General features: G+C 65.7%; 15 protein-coding genes. 6 read left to right on the forward strand and 9 right to left on the reverse strand.

Going from position 1 to position 17113, the window contains the following annotated elements:
* Positions 1-212 precede the first annotated feature (212 nt).
* The 4 genes from BRAS3809_RS32140 to BRAS3809_RS32155 form a co-directional block, all read right to left on the reverse strand.
* The gene (locus tag BRAS3809_RS32140) at positions 213-1052 is read right to left on the reverse strand and encodes a M48 family metallopeptidase (protein WP_083839212.1); all 840 of its coding nucleotides are present in this window, start codon (positions 1050-1052) and stop codon (positions 213-215) included.
* 208 nt (positions 1053-1260) lie between these two features.
* Positions 1261-2589 (reverse strand): polyhydroxyalkanoate depolymerase, encoded by a 1329-nt coding sequence (locus BRAS3809_RS32145; protein ID WP_035659934.1) that lies wholly within the window; start codon positions 2587-2589, stop codon positions 1261-1263.
* 124 nt (positions 2590-2713) lie between these two features.
* Positions 2714-3526, reverse strand: a complete 813-nt coding sequence (locus BRAS3809_RS32150; RefSeq protein WP_008966185.1) for an ABC transporter permease — start codon at positions 3524-3526, stop codon at positions 2714-2716.
* Positions 3523-4314: an ABC transporter ATP-binding protein gene (locus tag BRAS3809_RS32155; protein ID WP_035659937.1), complete on the reverse strand. Its 792-nt coding sequence runs from the start codon at positions 4312-4314 to the stop codon at positions 3523-3525. Before BRAS3809_RS32155 ends, BRAS3809_RS32150 begins: the two co-directional genes overlap by 4 nt.
* 99 nt (positions 4315-4413) lie before the next feature.
* Between BRAS3809_RS32155 and BRAS3809_RS32160 the strand changes: the two genes are divergently transcribed.
* The 3 genes from BRAS3809_RS32160 (at position 4414) to BRAS3809_RS32170 (ending at position 7155) form a co-directional block, all read left to right on the forward strand.
* On the forward strand, positions 4414-5763 hold the full coding sequence (locus BRAS3809_RS32160; RefSeq protein ID WP_008966187.1) for an ActS/PrrB/RegB family redox-sensitive histidine kinase: 1350 nt from the start codon (positions 4414-4416) through the stop codon (positions 5761-5763).
* 159 nt (positions 5764-5922) lie between these two features.
* Positions 5923-6477, forward strand: a complete 555-nt coding sequence (locus BRAS3809_RS32165; RefSeq protein WP_008966188.1) for an ActR/PrrA/RegA family redox response regulator transcription factor — start codon at positions 5923-5925, stop codon at positions 6475-6477.
* 183 nt (positions 6478-6660) lie between these two features.
* Positions 6661-7155 carry a helix-turn-helix domain-containing protein gene (locus tag BRAS3809_RS32170; protein ID WP_008966189.1) on the forward strand — a complete coding sequence of 165 codons (495 nt, stop codon included), beginning with the start codon at positions 6661-6663 and terminating at the stop codon, positions 7153-7155.
* Positions 7156-7210: 55 nt separating this feature from the next.
* Here the strand turns inward: BRAS3809_RS32170 and BRAS3809_RS32175 are convergent, their stop codons facing one another.
* The gene (locus BRAS3809_RS32175) at positions 7211-7576 is read right to left on the reverse strand and encodes a hypothetical protein (RefSeq protein WP_008966190.1); all 366 of its coding nucleotides are present in this window, start codon (positions 7574-7576) and stop codon (positions 7211-7213) included.
* A 251-nt stretch (positions 7577-7827) separates the two neighbouring features.
* Positions 7828-8310: an MmcB family DNA repair protein gene (locus tag BRAS3809_RS32180; protein WP_008966192.1), complete on the reverse strand. Its 483-nt coding sequence runs from the start codon at positions 8308-8310 to the stop codon at positions 7828-7830.
* Positions 8311-8434: 124 nt separating this feature from the next.
* Here BRAS3809_RS32180 and BRAS3809_RS32185 point away from each other — a divergent pair, with 124 nt between their 5' ends.
* Positions 8435-10144, forward strand: a complete 1710-nt coding sequence (locus tag BRAS3809_RS32185; RefSeq protein ID WP_008966193.1) for an alpha-amylase family protein — start codon at positions 8435-8437, stop codon at positions 10142-10144.
* Between the two features lie 233 nt (positions 10145-10377).
* Here the strand turns inward: BRAS3809_RS32185 and BRAS3809_RS32190 are convergent, their stop codons facing one another.
* Positions 10378-11976 carry an alpha-amylase family glycosyl hydrolase gene (locus tag BRAS3809_RS32190; RefSeq protein ID WP_008966194.1) on the reverse strand — a complete coding sequence of 533 codons (1599 nt, stop codon included), beginning with the start codon at positions 11974-11976 and terminating at the stop codon, positions 10378-10380.
* A 147-nt stretch (positions 11977-12123) separates the two neighbouring features.
* On the opposite strand from BRAS3809_RS32190, the gene BRAS3809_RS32195 reads away from it, so the two are divergent.
* Positions 12124-12792 (forward strand): MBL fold metallo-hydrolase, encoded by a 669-nt coding sequence (locus tag BRAS3809_RS32195; protein WP_008966195.1) that lies wholly within the window; start codon positions 12124-12126, stop codon positions 12790-12792.
* Between the two features lie 294 nt (positions 12793-13086).
* Here the strand turns inward: BRAS3809_RS32195 and BRAS3809_RS32200 are convergent, their stop codons facing one another.
* Positions 13087-14547, reverse strand: coding sequence for an extracellular catalytic domain type 1 short-chain-length polyhydroxyalkanoate depolymerase (locus tag BRAS3809_RS32200; RefSeq protein ID WP_035659945.1), 1461 nt, complete (start codon positions 14545-14547; stop codon positions 13087-13089).
* 485 nt (positions 14548-15032) lie between these two features.
* On the opposite strand from BRAS3809_RS32200, the gene BRAS3809_RS32205 reads away from it, so the two are divergent.
* Positions 15033-16271: an LLM class flavin-dependent oxidoreductase gene (locus BRAS3809_RS32205; RefSeq protein WP_008966197.1), complete on the forward strand. Its 1239-nt coding sequence runs from the start codon at positions 15033-15035 to the stop codon at positions 16269-16271.
* A 167-nt stretch (positions 16272-16438) separates the two neighbouring features.
* Here the strand turns inward: BRAS3809_RS32205 and BRAS3809_RS32210 are convergent, their stop codons facing one another.
* Positions 16439-16849, reverse strand: a complete 411-nt coding sequence (locus BRAS3809_RS32210; protein WP_008966198.1) for a response regulator — start codon at positions 16847-16849, stop codon at positions 16439-16441.
* Between the last annotated feature and the right edge of the window lie 264 nt (positions 16850-17113).

Consider the following 17113-nt stretch of genomic DNA (forward strand, 5'->3'; position numbering starts at 1 on the left):
CGAATTTGGCGAGGTCGTCGTTACAGCGGCGTTAAGGCGCCGCTGAAATGAGCAGACTCCCCTGGCTGCCGGCGAGAAAGCTTAAGAATTCGATAGCTGATCGGTGGCTTCTGCTCGGATGGCGGAACCCGGGGCTTCGGCCCGCAAAAACAAAATGGCCCGGCGAACAGGCCGGGCCATTGTCGTATGCGATCGCCGATCGTTTAAGTGTCTCAGTCCTCGACGCCGTAGCGGTGCAGGTCGTTGCCGCAGGTGTCGAGCCACTTCTTGGCGCGCTCGACCGAGCCGCAGATCTTGCCGCAGACCTTCCAGAACCGCGGCGAGTGGTTCATCTCGATCAGATGCGCGACCTCATGCGCCGCGAGATAGTCGAGCACGAAGGGCGGCGCGAGGATCAGGCGCCAGGAGAACGACAGCGAGCCGGCCGAGGTGCACGAGCCCCAGCGGCTCGACTGGTCGCGGATCGACAGCCGCTTGACCTTGACGCCGAGCTGCTCGGCATAGGCATCGGACGCCTTCTGCAGGTCGCGGCGCGCCTCGCGCTTGAGGAAGTCGAGCACGCGGCGCTCGGTGTGCTCGATGCCGCCGGCCACGCAGAGAATCTTCTCGCCGCTGTCGCGGGTCTCGGTCCACACCGTGCCGCGCTCGCCGGCGCGATGCACGATCTTGTGCGGCACGCCCCGCAACGGCACCAAGGTGCCGGGCAGGAAGGGCGCGGCCTTCGGCAGACGGCCGAGACGGGCTGCAATCCACGCGCCATGACGCTGCGCGAAGTCCTTCGCTTCGATGATCGTGCCGCGCGGAGGCATCGTGAGGATCGCTTCGCGATCCGACGGATGAATTCTCAGGGTATAACGTCGCGCACGACGGTGACGCCGCAATCTAATCGAGTAGATTTGCGAGCCATGCTTGACGAGAAGACGCGAAGGTTCGGCGGGCCGCCGATAGAGTAGCGCGCGAGTGGCCATTTCTGTCAGTCCGGGGGGTAAGAACTCGCCCGGATTTTGCCATATCCGCCGCCAGGGAAAGCGCTCGGCGCAAAAACAAATCATTTGCCCAACATACAGGGGCTCGGAGGGTTCCGCACCCCAGAGATTGGGCCTTCACGACCGCTCATGAAGTGAGTTTAGATTCAAAAGCGTCGCTCAAGCAGCGACGCCACATTCACTGCTTGAGTCACTCCGGAATTCAAGTTTTCGAAGCCTCTTCAAAGAGTTAACGCGAAGCCGGATTCGACTGCGCAGAACCCCTCCCTCGACGCTATTCAGCAGCAATCGCGAGCAGCGACTTCGGATCGGCTGCCGACAACATGAAGTCGTTGATGCGCGGCACGATCTCCGACTTGAATCGCGAGCCGTTGAACACGCCGTAATGGCCGACACCAGGTTGCACGTAGTGAACCCGGCGATGATCCGGGATCGATGAGCACAAGCCATGCGTCGCTTCGGTCTGACCCAGACCGGAGATGTCGTCCTTCTCGCCTTCCACCGTCATCAACGCGACGCGCGTCACCTTCGACGGATCGACCAGCACCCCGCGATGGGTCATCTCGCCCTTCGGCAGCGCGTGGCGGATGAACACCGTCTCCACTGTCTGCAAATAATATTCCGCAGCCAGGTCCATGACGGCGAGATACTCGTCGTAGAAGTCGCGATGCTTGTCGACCTGGTCGCCGTCGCCCTTCACCAGGTTGGCGAACAGCGCCTTGTGGGCGTCGACATGGCGGTCGAGGTTCATGCTGATGAACCCGTTGAGCTGCAGGAAGCCCGGATAGACGTCGCGCATCACGCCGGGATGCGGGAACGGCACCTTGGTGATGACGTGGTTGCGGAACCAGTCGATGCCGCGCTCCTGGGCGAGGTTGTTCACGCCGGTCGGATTGCGCCGCGTGTCGATCGGTCCGCCCATCAGCGTCATCGAGAGCGGCGCGAACGGGTCGCGCTCGGCTTCCATCACCGACACCGCGGCCAGCACCGGCACCGCCGGCTGGCACACCGCCATCACATGCATGTTGGTGCCGAGGAAGCGCAGCATCTCGATGACGTAGTCGATGTAGTCGTCGAGATCGAAGCGGCCCTCGGCCAGCGGCACCATCCGCGCGTCGGCCCAATCGGTAATATAGACCTCGTGAGTCGGCAGGAACGCTTCGACCGTGCCACGCAACAGGGTGGCGTAGTGGCCGGACATCGGCGCCACGATCAACAGCCGCGGCTGCGGCGTGCGCAGCGGACGGGTCAGCTTGCGATCGAAATACAGCAGGCGGCAGAACGGCTTTTCCCAGATCGAGCGGACCTCGACCGCAGTCCGGATGCCGTTGACCTCGGTCTCGTCGAGCCCCCATTCGGGCTTGCCATAGCGGCGCGTGGTGCGCTCGAACAGCTCGCAGGCCGCCGCGATCGACTTGCCCATCTCGGTGTGCGCCCAGGGATTGAGCGGGTTCTGAAACAGGATCTTGGTGGCATCGGTGACAGCGCGCGCCGGATTGAGCGAGGCATGCGCCATTTCGTACATCCAGTACATCGGCGTCGTCAGGATCGGACTTCCTTCCGACGCCAGGGGCGGTGCACCGCCAAACTCACCTATCGGCATTCTCGTTCAACCCTCTCTGCAACGCAGCATACTGCCGAATGCGTAATTAAGCGTCAATGCGGTGTGTTACGAGATGGTGCCTCAAAGCAGCGAAATGAGCCCGAAAATCCACGGGAAAACGCAATTATTCACCTGACGACAGCAGCGAGCCGGCGCGGCGTGCGCTGCGTAACAGGGCAATGAATGCCGCAAACGACGCCAGCAGCAGGGCGGCATTGAGCCCGAGCGCGGTCAGCATCAGGTCGGATCGGAAGACATGATCGGTCAGCAGCGCCCGCATGCCCTCGAACACGTAAGTCGGCGGCAGCGCCCAGGCGACCAGCTGCAGCCAGTGCGGCAGCACCTGCACCGGATAGTAGACGCAGGCGAGCGGCATCAGCGCGAACATCAGGGTCCAGACGATGCTCTCGGCGCCGAGCCCGTTGCGCAGCACCAGGCCCGACACGAAGATGCCGACCGCCCAGGACGTGAAGATGAGATTGCAGAAGAACGCGACCAGCGGCAGGCCGAGGCTGTAGAAGTTGAAATCGAAGAACCACACCGCGATCAGGGTCATCGGGATGATGCCGATCGCCAGCCGCACCAGGCTCATGGTCATCAGCGAAAGCAGGAATTCGATCGGCGTGAGCGGGCTCATCATCAGATTGCCGATGTTGCGCGCCCACATCTCCTCCAGGAACGAGATCGAGAAGCCGAGCTGGCCGCGGAACAGGATGTCCCACAGGATCACGGCGCCGATCAGCGTGCCGCCGGCGCGGGCGAAGAACCCGGCATTGGCGGTGATATAGGTCTGCAGGAAGCCCCAGGTGATGATCTGCAGGGTCGGCCAGTACATCAGCTCCAGCAGCCGCGGCCAGGACGACAGCAAGAGATACCAGTAGCGCAGGACCATCGCGCCGATGCGATGCGGGGCGATGCGCAAGCTGAGATCGTTCATTGCGCGGCCTCCCGGTCGCGGCCGCGGGCGACGTCGAGGAACACGTCCTCGAGCGTCGAGCGGTTGTAGCGCGCCATGATGCTGTCGGGGCTGTCATCGTCCTCGATCCGGCCGCGCTTCATGATGATGACGCGGTCGCACAGGCGCTCGACCTCCAGCATGTTGTGCGAGGCGAGCAGGATGGTGGCGCCGCGGCGCTTGCGATAGCGCTCGAGATGGCCGCGCACCCAGTCGGCGGTGTCGGGGTCGAGCGAGGCGGTGGGCTCGTCGAGCAGCAGCAGCTCGGGGTCGTTGATCAGCGCCTTGGCCAGCGCGACGCGCGTCTTCTGCCCGGCCGAGAGCTTGCCGCTGGCGCGGTCGATGAAATCGGTCAGGTCGAGCTGGTCAGCGAGCTCGGCGATCCGCTCCTTGAGACGGTCCACCGCATAGAGCCGGCCGAAGATGGTGAGGTTCTGCCGCACCGTGAGCCGCATCGGCATGTCGACATAGGGGCTTTCGAAATTCATCCGCCCGAGCACGGCGGCGGCCTCGTCCGGCATGGTGTGACCGAGCACCTCGACCGCGCCGGAGGTCGGCTGCACGAGGCCCATGATCATCGCGATCGTGGTGGTCTTGCCGGCCCCGTTGCCGCCGAGCAGCCCGGTGATGCTGCCGCGGGGAATCGCGAAGGAGATGCTGTCGACGGCCGTCGCCGTCTTGTAGATCTTCGTCAGCCGCGACACCGCGATCGCTGGCGAAGCCGAACGGGAAGCCGACGACGGGGTCGGCGCTGCGTCATCTTGTGTCATGGCGAGAGTTCATTGGGGCATTGCGCCGCAAACCGCAACAGGCCACCAACGAGCCGGCCGATTTGTCGCCACGCCCCGACGGCATTAAGTTCCGATCCCATGACCGACGCCCTGATCATCGACACGCCCGACATGGATTATCGCCATCCGCGCCAGCGTGTCCGGCTCGACACCATCCTGCGGCTGCGCTGGCTGGCGGCGCTGGGACAGCTCAGCGCGATCTTCATCGTGGTGCAGGGCTTGGAGTTCGACCTGCCGGTCGTGCCGTGCCTCGCGGTGATCAGCGTATCGGCGCTGCTCAATCTCGGCCTGCAGATCGCCTTCAATCCGATGCAGCTGCTGGAGCCGGCGCATGCCGGCGGCCTGCTCGCGCTCAACATCATCGAGCTCACGGTGCTGCTCTATCTCACCGGCGGGCTGGAGAACCCGTTCTCCTACATGTTCCTGGCCCCGGTGCTGATCTCGGCGACGGCGCTGCCCGTGCGCATGACGATCATGCTGGGCCTGCTCGCCGTGGCCTGCGCCACCGCGCTGTTCTTCATGCACCTGCCGCTGCCCTGGGAGGGCGAGGAGCCGCTGATCTTCCCGCCGATCTATCTGTTCGGCGTCTGGCTTTCGATCGCGCTGGCGATCGGCGTCACCAGCCTCTACGCCTTCCAGGTCACCGAGGAGGCGCGCAAGCTGTCCAACGCGCTGGCGGCGACCGAGCTGGTGCTGGCGCGCGAGCAGCATCTCACCCAGCTCGACGGGCTCGCCGCCGCCGCGGCCCACGAGCTCGGCACGCCCTTGGCGACCATCGTGCTGATCTCGCGCGAGCTCGAGCGGGCGCTGCAGGACAACAGCCAGGTCACGTCCGACATCAAGACCCTGCGCGAGCAGGCGCAGCGCTGCCGCGACATTCTCGGCAAGATCACCCAGCTGTCGTCGACCGGCTCGATGTTCGACCGGATGAAGCTGTCGACCTTGATCGAGGAGACGGTGGCGCCGCACCGCGATTTCGGCGTCGACATCAAGGTGCGGGTCGCAGTGGCCGCGGCCAAGGAGCCGGTCGGCACGCGCAATCCGGCGATCCTCTACGGCGTCGGCAACATCCTGGAGAACGCGGTCGACTTCGCGCGCAATGCCGTCGAGGTGAACGCCTGGTGGAACAACGACACGGTCGAGCTCGTGATCTCCGACGACGGGCCCGGCTTCGCGCCTGACATCCTGAAGCGCATCGGCGAGCCGTATCTGTCGCGCCGGCGCAGCGGCGAGGACGGCCAGGGCGGTCAACAGGGCGGCGGCCTGGGCTTGGGCGTGTTCATCGCCCGCACGCTGCTGGAGCGCACCGGCGCCAAGGTCTCGTTTACCAACCGCACCTTCCCTGACCATGGCGCCGTGGTTCAGATCGTATGGCCAAGGCGGCGTTTCGAGGCGAGCGACGACGGCGTGGACGACGCCGCGGAGTGATGGCGCGGCGCGCTGGTATACAGAGAGGGTGGTCAATGGCGCGGCGTCACGCCGCAGACTGCGGCGTCGCGCGATCTTGGCAGCCAGCCATGCAAGGGCCATATGACACCCATGACAGATCGTCTCGCAACATCGAGCCTTCTTCTCAAGGATATGACCGTGGGCGCCATCGCCGAACTGACGAACCACCCGGACCGCACTCTTCTGATCGTCGAGGACGACAAGCCGTTCCTGGAGCGGCTGTCGCGCGCGATGGAGAGCCGCGGTTTTACCGTGACGTCCTGCGATAGCGTCGCCGAGGGCATCTCGCAGATCGGCAAGTCCGCACCCGCTTTCGCCGTGGTCGACCTGCGGCTGGGCGACGGCAACGGCCTCGACGTCGTCTCGGCGCTGAAGCGCAAGCGGCCCGAGGCGCGCGCCATCGTGCTCACCGGTTACGGCAACATCGCCACCGCCGTGACGGCGGTGAAGATGGGCGCGGTGGACTATCTGGCCAAGCCGGCCGACGCCGACGACGTCGTCGCGGCGCTGCTGTCGACCACCAGCGAGAAGTCCGAGCTGCCGTCAAACCCGATGTCGGCCGACCGCGTGCGCTGGGAGCACATCCAGCGCATCTACGAGATGTGCAACCGCAACGTCTCCGAGACCGCGCGCCGCCTCAACATGCACCGCCGCACCCTGCAGCGCATCCTGGCCAAGCGCGCGCCGAAGTAGCGCGCCCCACTCTGTTCTCCTCTCTCTGAGCGCGGCATGGACAAGCCCTGTCCATGCCGACATGATGGATGTCGCCCCGGTGACGGCCATTGGCGGGTGCCTGGCAGGCTGCTGTCGGGCCGCTGTCGTGGTCAAACGGGTCCCATTGGCTAGGTTTGGCTCGCTTTCAACGCGAGGTCGTCCATGCTGATCCAGAAGCTCAGGCTGCAACGTGGCTGGTCGCAAGAGCAGTTGGCGGAGATCAGTGGCCTGAGCACCCGGACCATTCAGCGGCTCGAGCGGGGCGCAGCCCCCAGTCTCGAAACCCTGAAGGCCCTGGGGGCGGCATTCGAGGTCGACCTCTCAACCCTGAGGGAGCCCGACATGACCACAGCCAATATCACCGCCGCCCCCATGACCACCCAGCCCGGCGTCAGCGCCGACGAAGCCCTGGCGCTCGCCCGCGTCCGCAGGATCAAGGGGTTCTATCTCCACCTTGTCCAATATGCCGGCGTGATTACGGTGCTGACGGTGATGAACCTCGCCACATCGCCGCGCTATCTCTGGGTGATCTGGGTCGCCGCAGCCTGGGGGCTGGGACTCGCCCTGCACGGATTGAAGGCATTCGATCGCTTGCCCTTCCTGAATGCCGAGTGGGAGCGGACCCAGGTCGAGAAGCAGCTCGGCCGCAAGCTCTGATGTTGCGGGGATCCGGAGCGACAACGACCGCCTTCGAAGACGGCTACGTCAGTCCTCAATGCGACTTCACGAACGCCTGCAGCGCATGGAATACCGTGCGCCGCTGGTTGCGGCTGCACCAGTTGCGCATCCAGCTGTCCATCTCGGTGAGGTCGAGCTTGATCTGCATCCCCTCGTCGCCGCGCGCCGCGTTCACGGCCGAGACGTAGCCCATCATCCACTGCTGGTATTTCGAAATGGCGTTGACATAGGGACCATCGGGATTGCCGATCGCCTTGTAGGTGCCGGGCGGCTGCTCCTCGGCGGCGGAGATGAACTTCTCGCAGGAGTCGGCACCCACGCCCAGGACGTAGAACGCCATCTCCTCCGCGCGGACGTGAGTCGCGAAGAGCAGTGTCAATGCCAAGACCACCCGTCGCATCTGCCGTCCTTGCCTGCACCCCTGGGCTGGAATACCGCTCAAGCCTTAAAATGTTGCGACATGGTGCGCCCTATGCGGGGCAATTGTCGGGCGGAGACAGGGACATCGGCCCGGTTTCGCGAACGGAGTCGCCCTACGGCAACAGTTAGACCCCGGTCACACGACGAAGTGATCGGCGAGGGCTGTCGAGCAGGTACCGGGACCCGGATCCGCCCCTCGGCAAGGTCGGTCGATGCGCAGCTTCGGCCGCGTCAGCCGTCGGCGTGGCCTTGCGGGTCGACCAGGCGGTTCATGCGCTGGGCGGCGGCGAGCGCGAAGCGGACCGTCATCAGCTTGCGCGTCGGCGCCGGCAGCTTGTGCTCGGGCGCCTCGCAATGCAGATGGGCGCCATAGGCATCGGCCACGATCAGGCCGGTGCTCTGCGGAAACAGCTCGCAGGGCAGGTCCTGCGTGAAGGCGAAGAACAGCCGGTCGCAATGGGCGCGGTAGTCCTCCCATTTGTGATCGGCGCGCAGATCCTCGAGCGACGACTTGATCTCGACGATCCAGATCTCGCCGCGCTCGTTCAGCGCCACCAGATCGGCACGGCGTCCGGACGGCAGCGGCAATTCACTGATCGTGGCAAAACCGAGCGAGCGTAGCAGGCGCGAGGTGCCGCGCGCGATCGCGAGCGCCGTCTCCGACTGGCGGCGGTCGACGGGCACGAGGCTGATCCGGGCAGCGGATGTATCCATTTCGCGAGCATAGCCGATTCTGGACGCCACCAAAGCCCGGCCTTGAGCGCGGAACCGGAACCCCGCGGCGTGGCTTTCGCTTAACAAGCGGCCGCCAGCGGGGCGGCGCAACGGGGCGCCGTCCATGATCGATGACCTCTGGTACAAGAACGCCGTGTTCTACTGCCTGTCGGTCGGCACCTACATGGATGCCGACGGCGACGGCATCGGCGATTTCAAGGGGCTGACGCGGCGGCTCGACTATCTGCACGGCCTCGGCATCACCGCGATCTGGCTGATGCCGTTCCAGCCCTCGCCGCAGCGCGACGACGGCTACGACGTCGCCGACTATTACGGCGTCGACCCGCGCTACGGCACGCTCGGCGACTTCGTTCAGTTCACCCATGGCTGCAAGCAGCGCGGCATACGGGTGATCATCGATCTCGTCGTCAACCACACCTCCGACCAGCATCCGTGGTTTCTCGACGCCCGCAGCGCCAAGGACTCGCGCTACCGCGACTGGTATGTCTGGTCCGACAGGAAGCCGGCCAATGCCGACAAGGGCATGGTGTTTCCCGGCGTGCAGAAGACGACCTGGACGCGCGACAAGCAGGCCGGCGCCTACTACTTCCACCGTTTCTACGATTTCCAGCCCGACCTCAACACCTCGAACCCGGAGGTGCAGGCCGAGATCCTCAAGATCATGGGGTTCTGGATCCAGCTCGGCGTCTCCGGCTTCCGCATGGACGCGGTGCCGTTCGTGATCGCGGCCAAGGGCGCCGACGTGAAGAAGCCGGTCGAGCAGTACGAGATGCTGCGCACGTTCAGGGAATTCCTGCAATGGCGGCAGGGCGAGGCGATCATCCTCGCCGAGGCCAACGTGCTGCCGGACAGCGATATGGAGTATTTCGGCGACGACGGCGACCGCATGCACATGATGTTCAACTTCCACGTCAACCAGCATCTGTTCTACGCGCTTGCCGCCTCCGACGTCAGGCCGCTGGCGAAGGCGTTGCAGGCGACCAAGCCGCGTCCGGCCGCGGCGCAATGGGGCCTGTTCCTGCGCAATCACGACGAGCTCGACCTCGGGCGGCTCACCAAGCCGCAGCGCGACGCGGTGTTCGCGGCGTTCGGGCCGGACAAGAGCATGCAGCTCTACGATCGCGGCATCCGCCGCCGGCTCGCGCCGATGCTCGGCGGCGACCGGCGGCGGATCGAGCTGGCCTACAGCCTGATGTTCACCTTGCCCGGCACGCCGGTGATCCGCTACGGCGACGAGCTCGCGATGGGCGACGACCTCAGCCTGCCCGAGCGCAACTGCGCGCGCACGCCGATGCAATGGTCGGCCGAGCCGCATGGCGGCTTCACCAAGAGCGCGACATCCGTTTCGCCGGTCATCGATCACGGCCCCTATGGCTACGAGCACGTCAACGCCGCCAGGCAGCGCCGCGATCCCAACGCGATGCTGAACTGGACCGAGCGCATCATCCGCATGCGCAAGGAGGTGCCGGAGGTCGGCTGGGGCGACTTCGCCGTCATTGCGACGAAGGACCCGGCGGTGCTGATCATGCGCTACGACTGGCGCAACAATTCGGTGCTGTTCGTGCACAATCTCGATGAGAAGCCGCGCGAGATCAACTTCGACGCCGGGCTGCCCGACGACACGGGCAAGCTGCTGATCAACCTGCTGTCGGAGGATCACAGCCACGCCGACGACCGCGGCCGCCACACTTTGGTGCTCGAGCCCTACGGCTACCGCTGGTACCGCGTCGGCGGCCTGGACTATCTGCTGCGCCGGAGCGACATCGAGACGCAGAGCCCGGCGAAGCGGACGAGGAAGGGGCGAAAGCGGTGAGGCCTTGCCTGTCCAGGCGGACGATGAGTTGGCCACACCGCCTCGACAACCTCGGTGTCGTCCCAGGCTCGACCCGGGACCCATAGCCACCGGCTGTCGTGTGGCGACGACTCGGAGTTGCCATCCTGCCTCAAATGTTCCCCTGTGGTTATGGGTCCCGGGTCAAGCCCGGGACGACATCGAATGTGGGGCGCCGCCGTCGCACAACAACCAGGGGCAGCCACGACCGGCAACTACGCCCTCCGCCCGATCACCACGCCCTCGTTGCCGCGCAGATCCAGCGTGCCGTCGATCCGCTCGCGGTCGCGGTCGAGCCAGGTGGACAGCAGGATGGCGCCGTCGAGGCCGTTGCCGTCGGCCGCGATCGAGACCGGCTCGTCGCCGAGATTGAGCGCGACGGTCAGCACCTCGCCACAGCCCTCGCGGCGGTAGAGCAGCAGATCGCCCTGGGCTGCGACCGGCCTGTACACGCCGGTGACCAGCACGCGGTGCTGCCTGCGCAGGCGGATCAGCGCGCGGTAGAGGTTGAGGATCGAGCGCCGGTCGGCGGTCAGATTGACGACGTTCTCATGCGTGAAATCGTCGGCGACCGGCAGCCATGGCGAGGCTTGCGTGAAGCCGGCGCCTGGCAGCGCGCTCCATTGCATCGGGGTGCGGCAGCCGTCGCGGCCGACGCCGATGCCGGGCACGTTCTTTTCGAACGGATCGCGCACCTGCTCCGGGCCGATCGCGACCTGATGCATGCCGATCTCGTCGCCGTAATACAGCGTCGGCGTGCCGCGCAGGGTCAGGAGCAGCATCGCCGCGACCCGCGCCTGTTCGGCGCCGACGCGGCTCGCCACCCGCGGCCGGTCGTGATTGCCGAGCACCCAGTTCGGCCAGGCGCCGGCCGGCAGCGCCGCCTCGTAATCGGCGATGATGACCTCGATCTCGCGCGCATGCCACGGCGCCGACAGCAGCGCGAAATTGAACGGCAGATGCGCGCCGCCGAGATCCTTGCCGTAATAGGTCATCAGCCGCTCGAGCGGCAGATAGATCTCGCCGATCAGCACGCGATCGTCGAACTCGTCGACGACGGCGCGCATTTCCGCGACCACCTCATGCACCTCCGGCTGGTCGGCGGAATAGCGCGAGATGATCTGCTCATGCGGCGGCCGGCCGCCGTGATAGTCGGGATTGGCGGGGTTGTCGCGAAAATCGGCGTCCTTGATCAGGTGCCAGATCACGTCGACCCGAAAGCCGTCGACGCCCTTGCGCAGCCAGAACCGCATCACATTGTAGATCGCCGCGCGGACCGCCGGATTGCGCCAATTGAGATCCGGCTGCTGCGCCAGGAAGGCGTGGTAGTAGTACTGCCCGGTCGCCTTGTCGAACTGCCAGGCGCTGCCGCCGAACTCCGACAGCCAGTTGTTCGGCGGACCGCCGTCGGGAGCCGGATCGCGCCAGATGTACCAGTCGCGATGCGGATCGCCGCGCGCGCTGCGGGCCTGCAGAAACCAGGGATGCTGATCGGAGGTGTGGTTCGGCACGAGGTCGAGGATCAGCTTCAGCCCGCCCTCATGCGCGGCCTTCACCAGCGCGTCGAAATCCTCCATCGTGCCGAACAGGGGGGCGATGCCGGTGTAGTCGGCGATATCGTAGCCGAAATCGGCCATCGGCGAGGTGAAGATCGGCGACAGCCAGATCGCGTCGACGCCGAGCGTCATCAGATAGGGCAGCCGATGGATGATGCCGGTGAGATCACCGACCCCGTCGCCGTCGCTGTCCTGGAACGAGCGCGGATAGATCTGGTAGAAAATCCCCTCGCGCCACCAGGCGCCCTGCTCCGCCATCTCGAACCGCTTTCTGCTCGCAACCGTGCGGCCCAACGCCGGAACAGCCGGCAGGTTCACAACGCGGCTCTGGGCCGCGGCTCGTCAAGCCGTCGCGAGCCGATGTTTTTCGCTTGGCGCATTGCGAAAAATCGGCATGCTGGCGGCATGAGCGAACAGAACCAGACCAAGGCGAAGGCCGGCGCGATGATCGTGCCCGTCACGCCATTCGAGCAGAACTGCACCATCCTGTGGTGCGAGGCCACGAAGAAGGCGATCGTGATCGATCCCGGCGGCGACGTGCCGAACATCCAGGCGGCGATCGCGCAGGCCAAGGTCACGGTGGAGAAGATCTGGCTGACCCATGGCCATATCGATCACGTCGGCGGCGCCGCCGATCTGCGCGATCAGCTGAAGGTGCCGATCGAGGGCCCTCACATCGCCGACAAGTTCCTGCTCGACAACGTGGTCGAGAGTGGCAAGCGCTTCGGCATCACGGGCGTGCGCGACGTCACGCCGGACCGCTGGCTCGCGGAAGGCGACACTGTCGAGATCGGCGAGCTCGTGTTCGACATCCTGCATTGCCCTGGCCATTCGCCCGGCAGCGTCGTGTTCTTCAACAAGGCGATGCGCTTCGCGCATGTCGGCGACGTCCTGTTCAACGGCTCGGTCGGCCGCACCGACCTGCCCGGCGGCAGCCATGAGACCTTGATCAGCTCGATCAAGGACAAGCTGCTGCCGCTCGGCGACGACGTCGGCTTCATCTGCGGCCACGGCGCGGGCTCGAGCTTCGGCCAGGAGCGCATGACCAACCCGTTCCTGACCGGCCTGGCCTGAGGTCGATCGCGCAGAAGCCAGCAGGCGCTGCCCTGTTCGTGCCTCGCTGGACTGACAGGGCGAACGCTTTCAGAATTGCCGTTTGGGCTCGTCGCTCTCAACGTCGTCATGGCCGGGCTTGACCCGGCCATCCACGAGCCAGGGCGACGCACGACGTGGATGCCCGGGCCTTCGCCGCGCCGAAGCGGCTTCGGCCGCGCAGGCGGGACAAGCCCCGGCATGACGGAGCAAACCAACTCGCAGGATTGTTCGTCGTGACCGCGCCGGATGTAACAATCCGCCGCCGACCTCAATCTATTTCAGCCCGGCGGCCTTCAGCGCGCGGTCGATCACGGCGGCGACGTCGATGACACGGCGCGGCTTCGCCTGCGGAGGCGGCGTGGGCGGAATCGGCGGCGCCTTCACCGCGATGACCGGCGGCGGATCGGCCGGCGTCATGTCGACAGCCTTGGCCACCGGTGGTTTGGCAACGGCCGGCTTCACCTCGGCCGGCGCGTCCGCCGGTGTTGCGCTGAGCGCCTTGATCTCGCCTGGTGCTGCGGTGGAAGCCTCTACCTTGCGCTTCGGCGGCCTCGCCGCGCGGTTCGACTTCGCGCGCGCCGGCTTGGCTGCTTTGACTGCCTCTGGCGAAGCCTTGGCCTCCAACGGCTCGGCCGCATCCGCCGGCCGCCGCAGGATCTTGGCGACCACCGGCAGCGCCGAGATCGGCGACACCTCGGGAATCAGCCTGGTGCTCGGCGAGGTCACGGCGGGCTTCGGCTGGCGGATCCAGTCGGTCACGCCGAAGAATTTCGCGATCAGATAGGACGAGGAGATGCCGGCCTCGAGCAGGAACGGTCCCGCCTTGCCGTAGCGCTTGTCGTTGGCGGCGACGCCGATCGGCGTGCCATGCGCCATGTTGGTGATGGTGAAGGATTCCACGATGGTCTCGCCATCGGCGTTCCACCACTGCTCGTGCGGATAGCCGTTGACATCGTTGGCGGCCATCGGCGCCAGCGGCAGATGATGCAGGTCGAGCCATTGCTTGACGATCTCGCCGGCATTGTCCGGATGCACGGTGTAGTCGGCCGTGCCGTGCCAGACCGACAGTTTCGGCCATTTGCCGCGATGGTTGGAGGCGCGGCGCACGAGGTCGCCGAGCTCGCCGGCCGGCCGCGCCGGCGGCATCCGCATCTGCAGGATCGCGTCGCGCATGTTGCGCGCGGTCCCGAACGGCAGGCCGGCGATGACCGCGCCGGCGGCGAACAGCTCCGGATGCGCCGACAGCATCGCCATGGTCATGGCGCCGCCGGCCGACAGGCCGGTGACGAAGATGCGCCCGGAATCGATGGCGCAGTCGGCGACCATGCGCGCGATCATCTCGCGGATCGAGGCCACCTCGCCCTGGTCGCGCGTGATGTCCTCGGACTGAAACCAGTTGAAGCAGCGCTGCGGATTGTTGATGCGCTGCTGCTCCGGCATCAGCAGCGCGAAACCGAAGTGCTTCGCGAGCGTCGACCAGCCGGCGCCGAGATCATACTCCGCCGCGCCCTGGCCGCAGCCATGCAGCACCACGACGAGCGGCAGCAGTGGCTGGCGCTGCGCCGGCACATAGGCGAACATCTTCAGCCGGCCGGGATTGCCGCCGAAGCCTTCGACCTCGACCAGCGGGCACTCCGGCGCCGGGCGCGCCTGACGATGGAAATCGCCGAAGCCGGTGATGCCGTTCAGCTCCCGCAGCCGCCGCAAATACTCAACATTTTCAGCGAGGGACAAATGCGGCTCCTTGGCAGTCACGTCTTCGGCAGTCGGGTCTTCGGCAGTCGGGTCTTCAGTCCAGCGCGGATCAAACTCCACCATCACCCAGATGGTTGCTGCAGCGCAAAAGAAAAAGTCCGCGTGAACGCGGACGTCAGCAATTTGATTGCGAATTTCGGTCTTGCTGCGATCAAAATGCCACGCCGACGCGGCGCTTCACGTGATCGTCACCGAAATGCGAACCTCACACGACCAAAATCGCGGAGAGGATGAGCACGGCCGACGACGCAACTGCCCTTGCTGTGACGACAAGCCGGACGCCGTCATCGCCCCTTCGCGAATCGCGATCCCGCATCGAAGTGTGCGGAGGGATTGCCGATCAGTAAACAACAAATGGCAGGCATGCACCGCTCTCGAATGTGCAGCAAGATGATTGCCCGCGCATGCGGGGCCAACTAGCCTGAGCGCCAAGCAACAACGATATTCCATTCGGGAGAAAACAAATGGCGCGGCTCAAGTTCGGCGCATTCCTCGCTCCGCATCATCCGATCGGCGAGCATCCGATGCTGCAATTCCGTCGCGACCTCGACCTCGTGTCGCAGCTCGACGAACTCGGCTATGACGAGTTCTGGTGCGGCGAGCACCATTCGAGCGGTTGGGAGATGATCGCTTCGCCGGAAATGTTTCTTGCGGCGGCCGGCGAGCGCACCAAGCGCATCAGGCTCGGCACCGGCGTGATCTCATTGCCGTACCATCATCCGTTCAACGTCGCGCAGCGCATGGTGCAGCTCGATCACATGACCGGCGGCCGTGCCATCTTCGGCTCCGGCCCCGGCGCGCTCGCCTCCGACGCCCACACGCTCGGCATCGATCCGATGACCCAGCGCGACCGTCAGGACGAGGCGATCGCCATCATCCGTCGCCTGTTCAACGGCGAGCGCGTCACCGCCAAGAGCGACTGGTTCACCATGAACGACGCGGCGCTGCAGATCCTGCCGCTGCAGGAAGAGATGCCGTTCGTCGTCGCGTCCCAGATCTCTCCGTCCGGCATGACGCTCGCCGGCAAATACGGCATCGGCATCATCTCGCTGGGCTCGATGTCGACGCAGGGCCTGATGGCGCTGCCGCAGCAATGGGAATTCGCCGAGGACGCGGCGAAGAAGCACGGCACCACGGTGAGCCGCGCCAACTGGCGCGTGCTCTTGTCCTGGCACATCGCCGAGACCCGCGAGCAGGCGCGCCGCGAGGCCGGACCCGGCCTCATGCGCTGGCACAATGAGTATACCGTGGGCACCCTGATGCGGCCCGGCCTGAAGCCGTTCGCCTCGCCGGACGAGGCCGTCGACAAGACCGCCTTCGTCGAGGGCGCGGCCTCGACGATCGGCACGCCCGACGATCTCGTCAAGACGATCAAGAACCTGATTCAGGTGTCCGGCGGCGTCGGCGCCATCATCGGCTTCGTGCACGACTGGGCCAATCCGGAAAATACGCGGCGCAGCTGGGACATGGTGGCGCGCTACGTCGTGCCGGAGATCAACGGCTACATCGACGGCCTGCGCCGCTCGCAGAAATTCGTCATCGAGAACCGCGACATCTTCGAACGCGCGGGCCAGGCCGTCATGGCCAAGATCATGGACAACGACAAGGCCGCCGCGGCGCTGTCGCAGACGGGCCCGGGCCGCATCGCGATTCCCGCGGTCAATGCGCCGGACCTGCAGGAGGCGGCGCAGCGCAGAGGATGAAGGAAGAACGTAGGGCGGATTAGCGCAGCGTAATCCGCCACATCTCCGCAAACGAGATCCGGTTGTCTTGGCAACAAGGCCGGGACCGCATGAGCCAATCATGCGATGTCACTCTGCCACTCGAGCGACGGCGGATTACGCTGCGCTAATCCGCCCTACGCGCCCGATTACCTCACCGCGGCGACCAGCCGCTCGCAGTCGGCGAGCGTCGCGATCTGCTTCAGCGTCTCGCGCAGCGCCGGCAGGTCGACCGGCTTCTGGAATTGCGGGTAGACGACGAGGCCGAGCACGGTGGCGAGCCGGACGTGCTCCTCGCGGGTGCCGTCCTCGGCGCCGCTGATGAAGATCACCGGCGTGCGTGATTTCAATTCGTTGAGCAGCAGCAGGACGTCGGCGCCACAGCGATCGCCGAGCGACAGGTCCAGCGTGATGCAGTCGTATTTGTTTTCGCGCAGGAGCCGCGCGGCCGCCTCGACCGACGTCACGCAAGTTGCCTCATAGCCGCATTGAACGGCGATCTTGCGTAGAATCGACAGATGCACCTCCGCATCCTCGATCACCAGCAGCTGATTGCTCATGGCCCTGCCTCGTTGCCTGTTGGCCAGACGTCCCGACCCGGCCGTTCCTAGACGTCGTCGATGGCTGCGAGGTAAAGATTCCGGTCCGTAGATCTACGGAATTCGGACGCGTCGGAGGTCGGCAACGGTCTCTCGGCCCGCAGGCGGCAGCGTCCCGCCTCGAGCGGCACTCATCAGCAGGGGGCTGAGCATGGTGGCATGGCGATCGAACCTCGTGAGACACCAGCGTCGCGCGTTTGCTCACCAACAGCCGCTCCGCTCCAT

It is taken from the genome of Bradyrhizobium sp. STM 3809, from assembly GCF_000239795.1.
Classification (GTDB): Bacteria; Pseudomonadota; Alphaproteobacteria; order Rhizobiales; family Xanthobacteraceae; genus Bradyrhizobium.

Coding starts and splice junctions, on each gene's coding strand:
- BRAS3809_RS32140 (WP_083839212.1), bottom strand. CDS start 1,052: ATGATTTGTTTTTGCGCCGAGCGCTTTCCCTGGCGGCGGATATGGCAA.
- BRAS3809_RS32145 (WP_035659934.1), bottom strand. CDS start 2,589: ATGCCGATAGGTGAGTTTGGCGGTGCACCGCCCCTGGCGTCGGAAGGA.
- BRAS3809_RS32150 (WP_008966185.1), bottom strand. CDS start 3,526: ATGAACGATCTCAGCTTGCGCATCGCCCCGCATCGCATCGGCGCGATG.
- BRAS3809_RS32155 (WP_035659937.1), bottom strand. CDS start 4,314: ATGACACAAGATGACGCAGCGCCGACCCCGTCGTCGGCTTCCCGTTCG.
- BRAS3809_RS32160 (WP_008966187.1), top strand. CDS start 4,414: ATGACCGACGCCCTGATCATCGACACGCCCGACATGGATTATCGCCAT.
- BRAS3809_RS32170 (WP_008966189.1), top strand. CDS start 6,661: ATGCTGATCCAGAAGCTCAGGCTGCAACGTGGCTGGTCGCAAGAGCAG.
- BRAS3809_RS32175 (WP_008966190.1), bottom strand. CDS start 7,576: ATGCGACGGGTGGTCTTGGCATTGACACTGCTCTTCGCGACTCACGTC.
- BRAS3809_RS32180 (WP_008966192.1), bottom strand. CDS start 8,310: ATGGATACATCCGCTGCCCGGATCAGCCTCGTGCCCGTCGACCGCCGC.
- BRAS3809_RS32185 (WP_008966193.1), top strand. CDS start 8,435: ATGATCGATGACCTCTGGTACAAGAACGCCGTGTTCTACTGCCTGTCG.
- BRAS3809_RS32190 (WP_008966194.1), bottom strand. CDS start 11,976: ATGGCGGAGCAGGGCGCCTGGTGGCGCGAGGGGATTTTCTACCAGATC.
- BRAS3809_RS32195 (WP_008966195.1), top strand. CDS start 12,124: ATGAGCGAACAGAACCAGACCAAGGCGAAGGCCGGCGCGATGATCGTG.
- BRAS3809_RS32205 (WP_008966197.1), top strand. CDS start 15,033: ATGGCGCGGCTCAAGTTCGGCGCATTCCTCGCTCCGCATCATCCGATC.
- BRAS3809_RS32210 (WP_008966198.1), bottom strand. CDS start 16,849: ATGAGCAATCAGCTGCTGGTGATCGAGGATGCGGAGGTGCATCTGTCG.